10 protein-coding genes and 3 pseudogenes are annotated in these 17301 nt (G+C 67.8%); 5 read left to right on the forward strand and 8 right to left on the reverse strand.

Features of this window, described 5'->3' with window-relative positions; translation table 11 throughout:
* The 3 genes from pglX to pglZ form a co-directional block, all read left to right on the forward strand.
* On the forward strand, window positions 1-1033 hold a 1033-nt coding region (gene pglX, locus GWI24_RS23410; RefSeq protein ID WP_210947883.1), incomplete at its 5' end, for a BREX-2 system adenine-specific DNA-methyltransferase PglX.
* A 15-nt stretch (window positions 1034-1048) separates the two neighbouring features.
* The gene (locus tag GWI24_RS23415; RefSeq protein WP_210947884.1) at window positions 1049-4888 is read left to right on the forward strand and encodes a DUF6079 family protein; all 3840 of its coding nucleotides are present in this window, start codon (window positions 1049-1051) and stop codon (window positions 4886-4888) included.
* Window positions 4888-7692 carry a BREX-2 system phosphatase PglZ gene (gene pglZ / locus GWI24_RS23420; protein WP_210947885.1) on the forward strand — a complete coding sequence of 935 codons (2805 nt, stop codon included), beginning with the start codon at window positions 4888-4890 and terminating at the stop codon, window positions 7690-7692. The genes GWI24_RS23415 and pglZ overlap by 1 nt, the downstream gene beginning before the upstream one ends.
* 303 nt (window positions 7693-7995) lie before the next feature.
* Here pglZ and GWI24_RS23425 read toward each other — a convergent pair.
* Both GWI24_RS23425 and GWI24_RS23430 read right to left on the reverse strand, forming a co-directional pair.
* Window positions 7996-9020: pseudogene (locus tag GWI24_RS23425) on the reverse strand (helix-turn-helix domain-containing protein).
* Window positions 9021-9416: 396 nt separating this feature from the next.
* The gene (locus GWI24_RS23430) at window positions 9417-10070 is read right to left on the reverse strand and encodes a hypothetical protein (RefSeq protein ID WP_210947886.1); all 654 of its coding nucleotides are present in this window, start codon (window positions 10068-10070) and stop codon (window positions 9417-9419) included.
* A gap of 440 nt (window positions 10071-10510) precedes the next feature.
* On the opposite strand from GWI24_RS23430, the gene GWI24_RS23435 reads away from it, so the two are divergent.
* Window positions 10511-11011 (forward strand): NUDIX hydrolase, encoded by a 501-nt coding sequence (locus tag GWI24_RS23435; protein WP_374103333.1) that lies wholly within the window; start codon window positions 10511-10513, stop codon window positions 11009-11011.
* A gap of 268 nt (window positions 11012-11279) precedes the next feature.
* Here the strand turns inward: GWI24_RS23435 and GWI24_RS23440 are convergent, their stop codons facing one another.
* The 6 genes and pseudogenes from GWI24_RS23440 to GWI24_RS46605 form a co-directional block, all read right to left on the reverse strand.
* Entirely contained in the window at window positions 11280-11447 is a 168-nt protein-coding gene (locus GWI24_RS23440) for a hypothetical protein (protein WP_162004018.1), read from the reverse strand.
* Between the two features lie 105 nt (window positions 11448-11552).
* Window positions 11553-11960 (reverse strand): hypothetical protein, encoded by a 408-nt coding sequence (locus GWI24_RS23445; RefSeq protein WP_210947888.1) that lies wholly within the window; start codon window positions 11958-11960, stop codon window positions 11553-11555.
* Between the two features lie 156 nt (window positions 11961-12116).
* Window positions 12117-13038: pseudogene (locus GWI24_RS46600) on the reverse strand (integrase core domain-containing protein).
* 277 nt (window positions 13039-13315) lie between these two features.
* Complete coding sequence (locus GWI24_RS23455; protein ID WP_210947889.1) at window positions 13316-13870, reverse strand: hypothetical protein; 555 nt, start codon at window positions 13868-13870, stop codon at window positions 13316-13318.
* A 4-nt stretch (window positions 13871-13874) separates the two neighbouring features.
* Window positions 13875-15278, reverse strand: coding sequence for an RHS repeat-associated core domain-containing protein (locus GWI24_RS23460; protein WP_308343961.1), 1404 nt, complete (start codon window positions 15276-15278; stop codon window positions 13875-13877).
* Window positions 15279-15689: pseudogene (locus GWI24_RS46605) on the reverse strand (RHS repeat protein); the annotation flags it as partial.
* Window positions 15690-16236: 547 nt separating this feature from the next.
* Between GWI24_RS46605 and GWI24_RS23465 the strand changes: the two are divergent.
* Entirely contained in the window at window positions 16237-17181 is a 945-nt protein-coding gene (locus tag GWI24_RS23465; RefSeq protein ID WP_210947890.1) for a hypothetical protein, read from the forward strand.
* The last annotated feature ends 120 nt before the right edge of the window (window positions 17182-17301 follow it).

Consider the following 17301-nt stretch of genomic DNA (forward strand, 5'->3'; position numbering starts at 1 on the left):
CGACGTCCCGCCCCTCGCCCTCGGTGAGCGCGCCTTCGAGATCGTGCTGGCCCGTGCCATCGAGCGCGGCGAGGCGTCCTCGGAGTGGTTCAAGCGGCACAACTCCACACCCATCACTGAACTCCCCGCCCACTGGCCGGCCGCGTACAAGGACATCGTCAACCAGCGCATCGCGGCGATGGAGTCGAACTCCGCCATCGGCATGGTCGAGCGCCCCGAGTACAAGCGGCGCTGGGCCACCGACGGCTGGGACGCCATGCAGAAGCAGGCGCTCCGTGCCTGGTTGCTGGACCGGATCGAGGCCAAGCGTGAGCTGTGGTTCGACGGTGCCGACCAGCCCACGCTCATCTCGCTGCCCCGCCTGACCGACCGCCTCCAGGAGGATGACGACTTCGCCGCCGTCCTCAGCCTCTACGCGCCCCGCGCCGACTTCGCGGAGACCCTCGCCGAGTTGTTCAGCGACCAGCACGTCCCGGCCGCCGCCGCCCTGCGCTACAAGCCCGCCGGCCTCAAGAAGCGCGCCGACTGGGAGCGGACCTGGGAGAGGCAGCGTGAGGAGGACGACGCCACCTCCGAGGAAGAGAAGCGGAAGATCCGTGAGGCGACCGCCGTGCCGCCCAAGTACACCTCCGCCGACTTCCTGCGCACCAGCTTCTGGGCTCAGCGCGGCAAGCTCGACGTACCCAAGGAACGCTTCATCTCCTATGGTGCGCAGAACGTACAGACCCCCACCCTCCTCGGCTGGGCGGGCTGGGACCACCTCCAGCAGGCGCAGGCCGTCGTCGGCTACCTCAACGAGAACCAGCTGACGCAGGACGAGCTCGTCCCGTACCTCGCCGCCCTGCTCGAACTCCAGCCGTGGCTGGACCAGTGGCACGGCGAGTACCTCCCCGACTTCGGCCAGTCGGCGGCGCAGGCGTACCACGACTTCCGTCTCGCCCTCCAGGGCGAGCTGGGGCTGACCGACGAGGACATCCGGGCCTGGCGGCCCGTGGCGGCGGCGCGCGGTGGTCGCGCTAAGAAGACGAAGTGAGCAGGGACTTAAGACATGGCAGCGAACCTCGCAAACGGCAACCTCGGCACCCCCCTCCTCCGCGAGCTGATCAACATCAAGCCGGAGGTGTCCAGCTCCGACTACGTCCTCCAGCTCGCCGACGCCACCACCCCCGACGGTGCCGAGAAGGCCCTGGCCGATTACGTCGTCACCGACGACCTCGTGCAGCACTTCAACGAGGCCCTCGGCCTCATCAAGTCGGCGGTGGACAGCCACTCCTCGAAGGCCGCGTATCTGCACGCCTCGTTCGGTGCCGGTAAGTCGCACTTCATGGCCGTACTGCACGCCCTGCTCAACCAGGCCCCGGCGGCTCGCGACAAGACCGATTTCGACCCGGTGTTCGCGAAGAACGGGTGGCTGCAGGACGGCGACCGGCGGTTCCTGATGGTGCCGGTGCACATGCTCGACGCCAAGTCGATGGAGCAGCGGATCCTCAGCGGATACGTCAAGCGGATCAAGGAGCTGGAGCCCGACGCGTCGACCCCGCGGGTCTACCGCAGCGATGCCATGTTCCGCGACCTGCAGTCCATGCGGAAGCGGCTGGGTGATGAGGATGTGATCAAGTTCCTGGCGGGTGCCGCGCCTGCCGAAACCACGGGCGAGTGGGGCGAGTTCGGGGCCGCTTTCGGCTGGACCTCCGAGCTGCTCGATGAGGCCATGGCCGCCGAGGAGCTGGAGGTCGGAGAGGAGTTCAACCCCGCTGACCCGTCCACCCCGGGGGAGCTGCGGGCCCGGCTCGCCCAGGACACGGCCAAGGTGCTGCCGGGCTACGAGGAGCGCGCCGTCGAGCAGGACGGCGGCTTCATCAGCCTCGACCGGGGCCTGTCGGTGATAGCCCAGCACGCGAAGAGTCTGAACTACGACGGGATCGTGCTCTTCCTCGACGAGCTGATCCTGTGGTTCGCCTCTCGTATCTCCTCCTCGGAGTTCGTATCCCGCGAGACGGCGAAGATCACGAATCTGGTGGAGGGTGGCGACGAACGCCGGGCCGTCCCCGTCGTGTCGTTCATCGCTCGCCAGCGCGACCTTCGCGACCTGGTCGGATCCGCTGAGGACGGGGGCCGCTACCAGCGGGCTATCGTCGACAACCTGGAGCTCGCCTCGGGCCGGTTCGACCGCATCAGCCTGGAGGACCGCAACCTTCCTCAGATCGCCCACGCGCGCCTCCTCAGGCCGCTGTCGACCGACGCGAACGCGGTGATCGGGGAGGCGTTCAAGAAGGCGAAGTCCACCAACGCCAAGTTCTGGGACGAACTCCTGGGCGGCGACGGGAACAATGTGGGCGCCACGGAGACCGCGTTCCGCTTCACGTACCCCTTCTCGCCAGCCTTCATGGATACCCTCGTCCACCTGTCCTCGGCCCTTCAGCGCTCGCGCACCGGCCTCAAACTGATGGGTGAACTCCTCGCCGCGCGGCGCAATCTGCTGCGCGTCGGCGAGCTGGTGCCGCTCGGCGACGTCTGGGCGCTGATCTCGGGCGGCGGCGACAAGCCGTTCACCGACGAGCTGCGGGCCGTGTTCGAGGAGGCCGACCGGCTGTACCGCAACCGGATGCGCCCCTACCTCCTCGACCAGTACCGGGTCACGGAGGAGCAGGTCGCGGCGTACCAACAGGACCCTGCCGCCATCGAGGACGGTGACCTCTCCCGCAGGCTCAAGCAGTTCACCGACGACGACCGGCTGATGTCGACCCTTGTCCTGTCCGCCCTCGCGCCCGCCGCGCCGGCCTTCCAGAACATGACGGTCAAGCGGTTCCTGGCCCTCAACGCCGGCACCATCAAGGCGCTCCTTCCCGGCGGCGAGATCCCCGCCCTGATCAACAAGTTGAAGGAGTGGGCGGGCCGGATCCCCGAGATCAAGCTCGCGGGCGACGGCGTGGCGATGACCGTTCGCCTCGAACTGACCGGCGTGGACATCGACTCCGTCGTCCGCAACGGCCGCGAAGCCTTCGACAAGCCCCGCTACCGCCACGACGCCGCTGTCGAGCTGCTGCGCTCGGAGTTCGCGCTGACCGCGGCCAAGGGGCAGGGCGCCTTCGACGCCTTCGACACCCTCGACTTCACCTGGCGGGGCAGCAAGCGCCGTACCGAGGTCGTCTTCGCCAATATCGCCGACCGGGAGGAGACCCCCGACTCCACGCTCACTCCCACCGACGCGGAGACCTGGCGACTCGTCGTCGATCTTCCATGGGACGAGGGGGAGTTCGGGCCGCGCGAGGACCTGAACCGGATGAACAGCTTCTGGGAGCGGCACCCCGAGGTCCAGCATTCCCTCGCCTGGGTGCCCACGCATATGACGACGACGATGTATGCGGACTTCAACCGGTACGTGATCATCAAGCGGATTTTGAACAGCGGCAGTGACTTCGACAGCCGTTTCGCCGCTCACCTCGGCCCCGACGACCGGGTGCGGGCACGAGGGCTGCTCACCACGCAGGCCGACACCCTGCGCGACCGGGTTCTCGCCGCCTTCAAGCAGGCGTACGGCCTGGCGAAGAAGCAGGAGGGGGACGTCCTCGACGACTTCTCGGACCACATCGCCACCAAGCCGGGCGCGACCGCGCCCGCGCTCGGACTGAGCGCCGCCCCGCGCGATGCGATCCGCGACATCGCGGGCAAGATGCTGGCCTGGCAGTACCCGGCCCACCCCGACCTCGGCGCACAGGCCGTCACGCCCGCCCAGGCGCGTACCGTCCTCGGATACATCAGCGAGGCCGCCGGGGCCCGCGAGGGCAAGGCGGAGATCGCGCGCGGAGACCAGGGGCTGATGGAGACGGTGGCACAGCCGCTCAAGCTCGGCACGATGGGGGAGAGCTACTTCACCCTCGGCGGGTACTGGCGCGAGCACTTCAACCGGCTCGCGAAGAGCGACCCGGACGCGGACATCGGCTACGGCTCGCTGACCGCATGGATGGACGAACCGCAGCGGATGGGGCTCGCGACCCACATCCAGCAGCTCGTCGCGGCCGCGTACGGCGAGATGGAGGACCGGGTGTGGGTCATCGGCGGGGCTCCCGTCGCCGACCTCAAGCTGGGCGAGATCAAGGACAGCTGGGCGTTGCGCCGCCAGCCCCTGCCCTCCGAGCCGGACTGGGAGATAGCCCGCGCGCGCTACGAGAAGATCTTCGGCAAGAAGGCCCCCGTGCAGCTGCGCGGGCGGATCGTCAACTCCTTCGCCGATCTGGTGCGTACCCACGTCGACAAGCTCTTGCCGGCCAGTCGCGAGCTGGTGGCCGAGCTGGAGCGGCGAGCAGACTTCCTCGGCCTCGACGACACCGCCGTCACAGGGCGTCTGCACACCGCACGCCGCGGTCTTGCCCTGCTCGAGGAGCTGCTCGCCGAGAAGGGCCGCGGGGCCAAGCGGGTCGTCGAGGCCCTCGCCGCGTTCGGCTTCGGCGAACTGACGCTGGAACGGCTGGGCTCATCCGTCACGACGGCGGACGCGGTGGCGTCCGCCCTGCAGAACGCCTCCTGGGACGTGCTTGAACTCGGCACGGGCATGGACGCCCTCACCACCCTCCAGGAGGACGCGCGCGAGGACCAGTTCAACAGGAAGCTGCAGGACTCCCTGCCCCGTGCCCAGCGGGCGATCACCCAGGCCCTTGCCGTCCAGCGGCAACAGCAGCAGCGGACCGAACCACCGGCTGCCACCCCGGCCTCGCCCACCCCCGACCAGGTGCCGCTGACCACCGACACCTCGCACCCGAAGGTCGAGACCACTGCCCGTACGGGCTCCGTGCAGGGCAGCGCTGCCGAGGTCGAGCAGGCCCTCCACCAGGTGGCGGCCGCGCATCCCGGCAAGGCCATCGAGATCACGTGGAAGGTGGTCGACTGATGCCTCAGGCCGGCCGGGGCCTCGCCCGCCTCACGCCCACCGCCGTCGCGAAATACCTTGCGGGTCAGCGCGCGCTGCTCAAGGGCACCCAGCAGCCGGACGGCGACACTCGCCAGGTCGTGCTCCTGCGTTCGGCACCCATGTGGGAGGAGCAGCCGATCCTGTCCTGGAACGGCGGCCGGCGCGCACGGGTGGCCACCGCGCCGTCCGTGCTCGCCGTCTACCAGGAGGCGCTCAGCCACCTCAACGCCCCCGGTCCCGGTTCGGTGGAAGACCCGTCCCTGCTCGTCCTGCTCACCGACCGGGAGGACGCCGAACTCGACCCCGGCATCCTGGTCCGCGCGTACCGATACGCCATCCAGCACGTCGACAACTGGGACCTCATCCGCGAGACCTTCACCGCCTCCGGTATCGATCCACGGCTCAGCGACGAGACCTGGGGGGTGGCCGAGGCCCTCCTCGAAGCCGCCCCCGCGGGCGGCTGGCCCGGCCTCAACCGGCAGGTCCTGTCCCGTACACACGCCCTCGCCGCCCTCGCACGGCGGCGGCTGCTGCTCGACGCGGACGCCCAGCTCGACATCGACACTCTGCTGCTGTGGAGCCGCACCTCCTCCGAAGGACCGCGTGCCTACCGCGCGTTGCGCGACGGGGAGCGGGCCGGGCTGCGGCGCTTCCTCGCTGAGGTGGACCAGGCCGGTCCGACCGCCGACGCCCTTCTGTCGATTACCGAGCACGACGAGCCATCCGTCGCTCTGCCGTTCGGGCTCGTCGCCGCCGCGCTGTGGCAGCACGCCCCGGCCGGCCCCGAGGTCTTCCGGGCGCGCGGCCGAGCGGAGAACATCCTCGGCCGCGAGTTCACCGACGAGGCCATGCGGCGCTACGGGGAATCCGCCGAGAACCTCGTCGCACGCAACGCACAGCTCCTCGCCGAGGTCACCCTGGACGCCGAACGGCTCGCCGGCCATCTGGGTGCGACCGGGGCCGTACGACACAGCCCCTACCTGCCCGCCGGACTCGAAGCACGCCTGGCCGCCGTGGGTTCGGCGATCGCCGGCCGCGATCTCAACGCCTGCCGTACGGCGCTGCGCGCGGTGCAGGCACACCACCTTGCCGAGACGGCCCGCACCCGGATCGGCCGCGCCCGGATGGCCGTGCGCCTGGTGCAGTGGCTGGCCACCGAACCCGTATGGACACCGGACACCGTCGCGGACGCCCTGGCCCACTACAACGCAGAACTCTCCTGGGCCGACCGTGCGTTGGAGCACCTGGAGGCGGGCGGCGACACCGAGCCCGCCCTGTCCGATGCCTACGACGCGCTCGCCGCTGACGTACGTAAGGTGCGGCGCCGCATGGACCAGGCCTTCGCCGAGCAGGCTGCCGAGTGGACCGCGGCGGGTACCGCTCCCAACTCGATACTGACGGTCGAGACCTTCCTCGAGCGGGTCGCGAAACCTGTGGTGAAGTCCCAACGACGGCTGATGCTGCTCGTCGTGGACGGCATGAGCGCCGCGCTCGCGGGACAACTCGGCGAGGAACTCGCGGCGAACTGGACCGAGTACGACCCCACCGGCAAGAAGGGGATGCCGCCCACCCGCCAAGCGATGGCCGCTGCCCTGCCCACCGTCACCGCCGTCAGCCGCACCACACTCCTCACCGGCAAGCTGCAACGCGGCGACCAGAAGACCGAGAAGCGTGAATTCCCGTCCGTGCGGCTGTGGTCGGGGCACAAGGCGGCCGTCTTCCACAAGGACGACCTCCGCCCCGCCAGCACCGGTGGACGCTTCGGGCCCGACCTGGAGGCGGCCCTGACCGACGACGCGTCACACCTCGCGGTCGTCCTCAACACCGTCGACGACGCTCTGAAGAACGACGAACGCCTCGACGAGTGGGACTGGACGATCGGCGACATCGACGCCCTGACCCCACTCCTGGACGAGGCCCGCCGGCGGGGCATGGCCGTACTGATCACCAGCGACCACGGGCACGTACTGGAGCACCGGGGTGTGAAGGTCCCCACCCACGAGGCCGTCAACGCCCGCTACCGCGTCGTCCCGGACGATGGCGCCGAACCACTGGTCAGCGAGGCGGAGACGGTACTCGCCGGCCCACGAGTGGTCGGAGGCCCCATCGTCGCCCTGTGGCCGGCCGACGCCCGCTACACGAACCGTGCCGCCGGATACCATGGGGGAGTGCACCCGGCCGAGTTCACGATCCCTGTGCTCGCGTACCTGCCGGACGGTGCGACCGAGCACATTCCACCAGGGTGGCGGCAACTCACGGACACGTACGAGCCGCACTGGTGGAAACTGGACACGACGCGCCTGCGCACGACCTCGGCACCTCCCTCCGCGGAGACCGGGACGACACAGGTGACGAAGTCCAGGCGTACCCCGAAGAAGTCCGCTCCACAAGACACGGGTCTGTTCGAGATCGCGGTGTCCCCCCAACCCTCCGAGACTGAGGGAACGCTGCTCGCCGTGGAAGCTCAGTCGCCGGTGGAGCAGCTCCTGGACGACCTCTTCGCCTCCCCAGCCCTCAGTGACCAGCTCGCTCTCCTCCCTCGCAAAGAGGACCCGGAGGGACTTCGCCAGGCCCTCGCAGCGCTCTGTGAGAACAACACCCTCCCTCTGACAGCCGTGGCCGCCGCCGCGGGCAAGCCACCGGCCCGGGCTCGCGGCTACGCCGCCGTCCTCACCCAACTCCTGAACATGGACGGAATCCAGGTCCTCGAACTCCTCCCCGACAACAAGACGCTGAAGCTCAACCCGACGTGGCTGAAGGCCCAGTTCGGGCTTGGGGAGTAGGTCCGTTGCGGGCCTCACCCTGCACGGAACCAGCTGTACAAGGCTCCTTGGCCACTGTCTTGAGCGACCGACCGAATACTGCCTTCGTGCCCTGACCACGTGCGCTGCTCAGCCCGAGGCGCTCCGATGCTCCGGCGTGAAGCTCACTTGCGGGCCGGCGTGGAACTCACGTGCGAGGCGTCCACATCGACATCGTTGGTGCGGACCGGGCCACGACTGCCAAGGAGCCGTTCTTCGTTAGCTCCATCAAGTGGCTCGAGCGGTCGCCTTTCGTGTCCTTGCCGAGAACTTCATCCATGCAGGTCAGGCAGCATGGTGATATTCGTGGAGGAGGCTGCCGAGGCGGTCGCGTCGTCGTATGTCGAGGTGGGTTAACTTGTCCGGATCGGTGATCGGTGAGGGCAGCGGGTGCATTGGCCGAGCGTTCGCAATGCCCTGGTGGGGCCGATGAGTGTTGTAGAACTGCTCGAACTGCCGGAGTGCATGGAGGAGGTGGCGCTGGTTCCAGATCAAGGTCCGGTCCAGGAGTTCGTGTCTGCAGGTTTGTACCCACCGTTCCGTGATCGAGTTCATTCGTGGCATCTGGATGACCTCGATCCCCGCGTCTTTGAGGACGCCATCGAACATTCCGGGGAACTTTCCATCCCTGTCCCTGATCACATGAAGCGTGCCCGGGAGCTTACGTCCTCGAGGTCCATGACCAGGTTCTTGGCCGCTTGCGTCGCCCAGGAGGTGGTCGGGTGTGCGGTGGCGCCCAGGACACGGATGCGGCGGGTGCTGTGCTCGATCACCGCGAGTACGTACATCCGCGCGCCGGACAGGGTGACCGTCTCAAAGAAGTCGCAGGCCAGGAGGGCGTCGGCTTGGGAGCGCAGGAAGTCGGCCCAGGCGCTGGAGCTCCGGTCGGGCGCTGGATCGACGCCGGCGTCCTTGAGGATCTTCCAGACGGTCGAGGCGGCCACCTTTACTCCCAGCACGAGCAGCTCGCCGTGAAGACGCCGGTAGCCCCAGTTTGGATTCTCCCTCGCCAGGCGCAATACCAGAGTCCGGATGGAGTGCACGGTACGAGGCCGACCGGGTCGCTTGGGCTGTGATGCGGCGGCATGCCGGCGTCTTGCGAGGTCGCGATGCCAGCGCAGGACCGTGTCAGGACGCACGAGCAGCCGCACACGCCGCAGAACCGAGAACGGCATCCGGTGCAGCAGCGCCGCCAGGAACGCCCGATCGCTCGGAGTGAACCGTGGTCGTGCACCGCCGAGTTGGGGTTCGAGCACCGTGATTTGATGGCGGAGGGCCAGGATCTCCGCATCCTTGTCCCGGTCGCTCATCGGCAGCAGACGCAGCAGCGCGAACGCAACGATGGATACGCACAGCCCGCGCCGAATGCACCGACCGACTCCTCATCACCGGCGAACGACACCTGCACACCGTCCTCACCACGTACGCCAAGCACTACAACACCGGACGAGCCCACCGCAGCCTGGACCTTCGTGCCCCCGACGATGACCCGAACATCATCCCCCTACCTGCTGGCACGGTCAGGCGTCGGCAGGTGCTCGGTGGACTGCTCAACGAGTACCACACCACGCCGCTCCGACTGCCTCACCATCGACAGAGAGCGGCCGCCTCCTGCGGATCTGTCGCCACCGCGCGGCGACCTCGTCGCCGCAGCACCTTCTGAGGACCGTATACGTGCGGTTGGCGCGCAGGGCACTGGGCCTGGCTCAGCGGGCCACCCTGCCGTACTTGTCCGGCTTGGGGGCTGGTGCCACGGATTCCGGGTCCGGGTATTGGGGCTGCTTCTGGCAGGCCATGGAGGACGTGACCTTCTTCGCCGTGGCGATGAGCAGCTTCGCGTGGGAGTGAGCACTTACCCCGACGACGTCGCGCAGGTTGAACTCAAGCGCGTACCTGTTGCCGGTCCGCCTCTCGTTCAGCCCGCAGCGCACCTCGAGTGACCCCGCGCTGCTGCCGATGGGCTTGCCCACACTGGCGCGGACTGAATCACCACCGGGAACCCGGTGCGCGACCCATGCGACGTCGAGGGACATCAATTCGTCGCCCCTCCCGTTCTCCAGGACGCACAGGTCGTGGCCGGTCCCCCAGGTGGTCTCCTTGGACAGCCCCGCAGCGGCCTCAGCGGGCCTCTCGGATTTCACCGGAGTGACCCGGTCGGTGCCCGACCGTGCCGCCTCGGCGGCGATCTCCTTGTCGAATACGCCGCCGCACGCTTCCTCTAGACGGACTTCAGCGGGAGTGTTCTTTGCGGAGGCGTCGCTGTCCTCGCTCTTCTCCCCGCCGCCGCAGCCTGCCAGCGTGAGCGCGGACGCGAGTGCGCAGGCGGCCGGGAGAAGACGACGGAAACTGCGTGTCAGCATGGCGCCCTTTCGCATGCGGCGGTTCAGCTGCCGCTCCCTGTGAGTTGGCGCCGAGCCCCGCGGGGTCTGACTGAACTTTACGGAACAGACAGCCTTGGACCACTCGCGGCCGCCGCGGTGACCGACGCCTGACCGTTCTCGCGGCGGGTTCCGGCCTCAGTCCTTTTCGATTCCTGACCTGGGCGAACCCGTCTCCGGGGATCAGAGGCAGGTACCCAGAGCGCGCGACCGAGGAAGTACGTCGCGGCCATGCCGGCGAAGATGAAAGCGCCCCAGCCCAGGGCCAGTACGACGACGTCGCTTCGTCGGTGTAACGCGAGAACGGTTGATGCCGAGTTCAGGCAACAGATGTTGATCAAGCGGGTCCAGAATGTTGTCGAGTTCCGAGAACGGCTCGCCGAAAAACGGCGTTGTCAGTGGGTTCTGCCAGGGTGTGCTTCGTGGATGAACTGGTGGAGCGTGTCGACTGTCAAGATCGTGTCCTGGGAGTGGTCACCCGTCGGCAGGCCATCCGGGAGGGTTGGCTGCTTCGAATCGCCTCGTCGGTGTGTCGTGATGAGCGTGGCCGGATCCTCGTCCATCGGCGGTCGGAGCAGCTGTCGCGCTTCCCCGGGCTCTATGAGGTCATGGCCGGTGGCGCCGTGGATGTCGGCGAATCCTATGAACAGGCTGCCGCGCGGGAGCTGGCCGAAGAGCTGGGCATCCGTGGCCTGCCGCGCTTGCTGTTCAAGTTCATCAACCGCAGCGGCTTGAGCCCTCACTGGCTCGGCGTGCATGAAGCCGTGGTTCCGGACGCTGTGACCCCTGATCCCGATGAGGTCGCCTGGCATGGCTGGCTGACCGAGTCGGAGCTTCACTCGGCCCTGTTGGAGTGGCGCTTCACTCCCGACAGCCACGAAGCCTTCAGCCGGTATCTCGCGTTCCGGACCGCGCAGTCCTGACCTTTCTCGCCGACCTGGCGGCGGGCGCGTTCGGCACGGCCACGGGCCTGATGCGGGAGGACCTGCAGCGCATGGGCGCCCTGGTCCGCTAGGGCGCGTCCCTGCCGCTCGGCGGCACGGACGCGTCCGTCATCGCGGTCGCCGAGCGGGTCAAGACACTGCGCATCGCCACAACCGATAGGCGTCACTTCACCGTGGTGAGGACGCGGCGCGGGGAAGCCTTCACCCTCTACCCGGCGTAGCTGCTACCCCATCTGACCTGCGGCGGTTATAAAATCCGACCGCAAATCAGCGTCTCGGTCATCTCCCGTTCGGCGAGCCGGAGCGCCTCCAGCTCTTCCTTCGCCTTCTTCGTCTTCGACCCAACCCGCTTGCAGAACATCAGCGCCAGCTCATCCCGCACACGCATCCGGGTCTTGTGCGCCAGGCATGCCATCAACGCGACCCGCTTGACCGGCGTGTACGCCTTCAGCTCGGACGCGTCCGCCGCGTCGGCCTCCCCGGCGAAGTCCGTGACCTTCCGCGGTGCGACGCCGTCCGCTCACGCCCCGCTGTCGCCCAGCCCGTCCAGCCAGTCCAGCTGCGCGATCAGCCGCTTGAAGTGCGACCAGGTTGGACTCTGCGCGAACTTCTTCAGCCGGCTGTACTGCGTGGTGCCGTCCGCGTCGCGCTCCTCCAGCAATCGCAGCAGCCCCGCCCGCTCCACCGCGCTCATCCGGTCATGGATGCCCGCGCAGATCGACGCGTTGACCTCCTTACGGACGGTCGAGGCCATCGCGCCCAAGGTGGAGAACGCCGACAGCTCCAGCCCGGCCCCACGACCTTCTCCAGCGCGATGTTGATCAGATCCGCCGGGGCGGTTCTTCGCCGCGGCCTCACTCCGGATCGACGCCTCGGCGATCCGGCGGGCCTCAGCCTGGTTGGAGACCACACCGACCCGCTGCCGCACCAGGCCCCGGTGGTTCTTCGCAGCCTACACCGCCTGGTACACCGGCAGCGTGCCCTCTGGCAGCTCTACCGCCCGCCGGACAAGGTCCACCACCATCTCCGGGACGTCCTCCAGCCTGGGAAACACTGCCCTTGCCGGAAATCTCATCCGTGCAGGTCACGCTGCATGTCGGTATTCGTGGAGGATGCCTCCGAGGCGATCGTGCCGACGTATGTCGAGGCGGGCTAACGTGTCCGGCTCGTCGATCGGCGGGGGCAAGGGGTGGAGCGGTCTGGTGTTGGCGATGCCTTGGTGTGGTCGATGTCCGTTGTAGAACTGCTCGAACTCGTGCAGGGCGTGGAGGAGGTGCCGCTGGTTCCAGATCAACGTGCGGTCCAGTAGCTCGCGGCGACAGGTCTGTACCCACCGTTCCGTGATCGAGTTCATTCGTGGCATCTGGATGCCGCTGAGCACGACGTCGATCTCCGCGTCCCTGAGGACGGCATCGAAGAGGTCGGGGAACTTCCCGTCCCGGTCCCGGATCATGAAGCGTGCCCGGCAGCCGAGGTCTTCGATGTCCATAACGAGGTTCTTCGCCGCCTGCGCTACCCAGGAGGCGGTCGGATGCGCGGTGGCGCCCAAGACGCGGATCCGGCGACTGCCGTGTTCGATCACCACGAGCACTTACATCCGTATCCCCGACAGGGTGACTGTTTCCATGAAATCGCAGGCCAGCAACGCATCAGCCTGGGAGCGAAGGAAATCGGCCCAGGTACCGGAGTTCCGCTCGGGCGCAGGGTCGATGTCGGCATCCTTGAGGATTTCCCACACAGTGGACGCGCCCACTCTCACCCCCAGCACGAGCAGCTCGCCGTGTAGACGTCTGTACCCCCAGCTCGGGTTCTCGTTCGCCAAGCGCAGCACCAGGAGGCGGATCGAGCGCACCTTGCGCGGCCGTCCCGGGCGCTTGGGCCGGCAGGAGAGGGCATGGCGGCGCGCGACGAGGGTGCGGTGCCAACGCAGCACCGTGTCGGGGCGGACGAGCAGCCGTAATCTTCGCAGGATCGTGCAGTGGCAACCGGTGCAGCTGCGCCGCCAGGAATGCCCGATCGCTGGGCGTGAACTGGACCCGTTCTTGCCGCGTGGAGCGCCAGCCTCGCGAGAGCGCCTGTTCTGGCGACTTCGCCGGTCGATCTCCGGTACACCGCGCGCACCGCCCCGCCAGGGCGGATGACATTATCGGCAAGCGCAGCCTCAGAACGGCTGGCTGCTCCTGAGGTCTGGCAGATCCGAACCAGGAGGTCAGTCCGGGTGACATACTTCCCGGCACCCACAGGGTGAGGCAGTCGGCGCGCCTGCCAATTGCCGGTACCGACTCATTGCCATCTCTGTTTGCGGCTTCCGGCTCGGTTCTTCGCGATGTTTCGGATCTTCTTTGTGCTGCCTGACTCGGCGACCAGGGCGAGTACCGCCAGCGATGTCGAATGCTCGGCGAGGAAGCGCTGCATCCAGTCCGTGACCTTGGCCAACTCGGCCGATGTCGGCATATGGCCATCCTCGATGGACAGGTAGAACAGCCAGTCGTGGATGCGGCGGCGAATGAACTCGCGGTTCCCTTCCGTCTTGAGCTGGTCGATCTCTGGCAGTAGTTCGGCCGACCACTGCCGGAACTCGGCAGGACCGGTCACCTTCCTCGCAATCCTGTCCAAGAGGTCGACCACCGCCGTCTTGGACACCATCTCGATGGGGTCGCGCAGGATCGTGGCCACAATCGCGCGGTCTCGGTCGCGGCTCCGCGAGGAGGCGGTTACCGAGACGACGCGTTGGTACACGGACGATCGGACGTGCTCGTCCGCGACGGCATCGTCGACGTCCACGTCGACGATGCCGGCCCCCGTTAGCAACTCGGCCACATCGGAATGCAATGTCATCGCTTCATCCCTTGCCGCAAGTTTGGTTCTTGGCGGCCTCGCGCTGCTCCCGTTCAGTCCGCTCCTCCGCCTGATTTCGCCTGCCGAGCTTCCTGACAGCTTTCCTGATCTCCGTCTTGTAATGTTCCACTGCTTGTCGCTGCGTGCGCGTGAGCTCTGGTTGGCCGTCGATGGGGTGGCCGTTTGGCCCGATCCGCACCTCGCGGCCACCGCCACCGGTGACATGAGCGTGCGCTGGCTTGTCGACGTCGTACTCGTGCACGACGATGCGCACGCCGTTCTTGCTGACGTCGAGGAGGGAGAGTCCGAGAGGGTCAAGCCACATGAACGGGTTGGGAACGTAATTGTGCGGTGCGTAGCCACCGGCGAGACCGATCGGATCTGAGGTGAGGTAGCGGGCGGTTTCGGGATCGTAGTAGCGGAAGTGGTTGTAGTTCAGGCCGGTTTCTGGATCGGCGTATTGGCCGGGAAAGCGTAGGGGGCAGTCGACGACGCTCCCATCACCGATGGGTGGGGTGGGGAGGGAGGTGCCCCAGAGGGTGGTGCGGTGTTGCCAGGCCAAACGACCGTCGGGGGTGAGGAGTTCAGTGGGGGTGCCGACAGTGTCGGTGATGATGGCGTAGTGGCGGGTGGCGTCCAGTTCGCGGTGAGTTTGGGTCAGAGGGCAGTGAGTGCCGGGACTGTAGTTCCAAGTCGTGGTAGCGCCGTCGCGGGTGGCTTGCTCGGCGAGGCGGGTGCCGTCCCAGGTGAAGGTCAGCGATGTTCCGTCTGAGCTGGTCTTCGTGAGGCGGCGCCCCAGGGGGTCGTAGGCGTAGGCCCACTCCTCGCCGAGCGGAGTGGTGGTTTTGGTGAGCTGGTCTTGGGCGTTCCAGGTGTAGGTCCAAGAGCGAGTTTGACCGCTCGGGAGTTTGCGGGCTTTGCGGATGAGGCGGCCGGCGGCGTCATGTTCGTAGGTGGTGCGGCCCGCGCGGCGGATGAGGGTGCCGCTGTATGCCCGGTCGCCTCCTGAGTCATGTGCTGGGGCTGTGGCGTGGGCTTGGTTGCCGGCTGTGTCGTAGGCGTAGGTCTCGGACCATCCATGAGCTTGTACGCCGGTGACGCGACCTGTCGGTCCCAGGGCGAAGTGCCGCGTGCCGGTGGTCAGTTCGCGGATCTGGGTGACGTAGCCGTCGGAACGGTAGGTGTAGGTGCGGTGTTGGAGAAGGTAATCCGGGGAGGAGGAGATCGACTGGGCCGCCAGGCGATCCGTTGAATCCCACGCCTGAGCGAGGGTGGCGGCTCCCATGGCCCGCTGAGTTTCGCGGCCCGCCGCGTCGTAGGTGAAGGTGAGGGTGTTGTCGGCGGTGGTGAGCGTTGCGGGGCGGCCTGTGGGGTCGTAGGTCCAAGTGGAGATCAGGCCCGAGGGCATAGAACGATGGGTCTGGTGGCCCGCCGCGTCGTAGCCGTAGGTCGTGGTGCGGCCGTTCACGGTCTCCGCGACCAAGCGGCCCAACCCATCGCGTTCCAGTACCAGTTCGGCATCCCCGTTTGTGGCGCGGATGAGGGCGCCGTGGGCGTCGTAGGCGTAGGTCGTCTCTTCACCGGTGGTCTCGTCCCGCTGGGTGATGGGCTGTCCCGCTGGGTCGAGGGTATAGCGGAGAGTTTGACCGAGTGGGTTGGTCTGGGCGGTGAGGCGGCCGGCGGCATCGTGTTCGTAGGTGCGGGTGCAACCGTTGAAGTCGGTTTCGGAGGTGAGCCGTCCGGCCCCGTCGTAGGTGTAGGTCCAGGTCAGGCCCTGAGGTCTGGTGACGGTGGTCAGCCGCAGTTCGGTGTCGTAGCCAAAGGCGTATTGCGCGCCGTCGGGATCGGTACGGGTGGCGGGCCGGTCGAAGTGGGTGTGGGCGGTGGTGTGTCCGGCTTGGTCGGTGTGGCGGGCGAGGTTGCCTTCGGCACCGCCCCGAACCCGCCGAGCCGCCTCCTATCCCGCCCGCCGGAGACGGTCACGGTCGCCGGATGGGCCGAGGTCTGGTGGCAGACCGTAGACGTCGGCGACAACGCCGAGGCGTTCTACCGCAGCGTGCTTATCTGCCACATCCTGCCTTGCTGGGGTGCCACCGCCCGCGTCGACCGGATCACTCCCGCCGACGTCGAGGTCTGGCTCAGACCCTGGACGCTGCCGCACGTCGGTTCGGCGTCCGGGGATGCTGGCCTCACCCGTGTCGGCCAGCCCATCAGACCACCATCACCAGAGCCTCAGCACTACGGGGAACGGTCTTCTCCTCGGCGAGAAGCGATCTATGATGAGCGGTGAACCCGTACGTCAGCCCCACTCGTGAACGCCCCGACCGAAACCCCGGCTTCAGCGGACAGTTATGCGACAGCGGTGGATGTTGACGGCTCGCGCCCGTGCCAGCGCGCGGGAGGTCGACGACAGGGAGCTGGCTGCGTTCCTGGCTGGCGAGGCTCTCCTCGAAATACGTGCTCTGGCTCGGCGTGCCGGGGGAGCGCCGGAGGAGGCTTCGCCCACGGAGACTATCGGCCAGATCAAGGACCTGGCCGACTTCTGCTGCGACATGCGGGCCGTTGTCGCCTCGCGTCGCTGGCGGCCCTCCCGTGGCGGCGTTGCCTCCGGCAGGCGGGAGCGGGCGGTGCGCAAACGGCCGATGAGCTATCGGTGGAGCGTCGCTGGTGAAGCGCGGCGGGCGTGGATCCTGCGTCGCATCGACGAGGCCGGGTACAAGTGGACACCGCCACCTGCGCTGCCGACACCCCGAAAAGGCGTGCCGCCTCTAGGCCTCTGGCAGCGCCTGCACCTGCTGGCAGGCTGGCCGGTGAAGACCCCGCCCGGCTGCCGGCCGCTTCCCCACCGGGCCCGCTGCCTGAAAGCCCTCGACCGCGACGGGATCTTCGCTCTCTACCAGGAGGCGGGGCAGTTGCGCCTGGGGCTGGGGAAGGCGAGCCCCTGGCTGTACGCGCACCTCGATCCCGACGCCACCCACTATGTCTTTCCGGATCCAGCTTCCTACTACTGGCCCGATCCGGGCGCGGGACGCCACTGGTGGGAGTGCCGTGTCCTGGTGCGCGTGATCGACGGCGAACAGGTCGATAGCAGCCTCGCCGTGCTCCCCGAAACGTTCATCGCCTTGACCTCAACCGTGCCTCGCCTTCGGCAACGCCGCCTCGCCCTCACCGCCCGGCTCACCGAGCGGGATATCTACCTCTGGAGCCGAGATCACGAGTCGGCCTGCACTCCAGAAAGCTGTGGATCCCCACAGTCCGACGAACCCCCGCGCGTCCAGAAGCTTCCGCTCGGGCCGCCAGCTCGACCGTGAGCCCAGCGGCTAGATGCGTTGTCCCGGCACGTTGGTGACGGGCGACGCGCTGTGAGGGGTGCTTGAACGGGGCGAGGGCCTCTGGTTTCGGTGGGGATTGCGACATCTACCGCCGGCACG

Source organism: Streptomyces sp. MK37H (assembly GCF_018035285.1).
In the GTDB taxonomy this organism is placed as follows: domain Bacteria; phylum Actinomycetota; class Actinomycetes; order Streptomycetales; family Streptomycetaceae; genus Streptomyces; species Streptomyces endocoffeicus.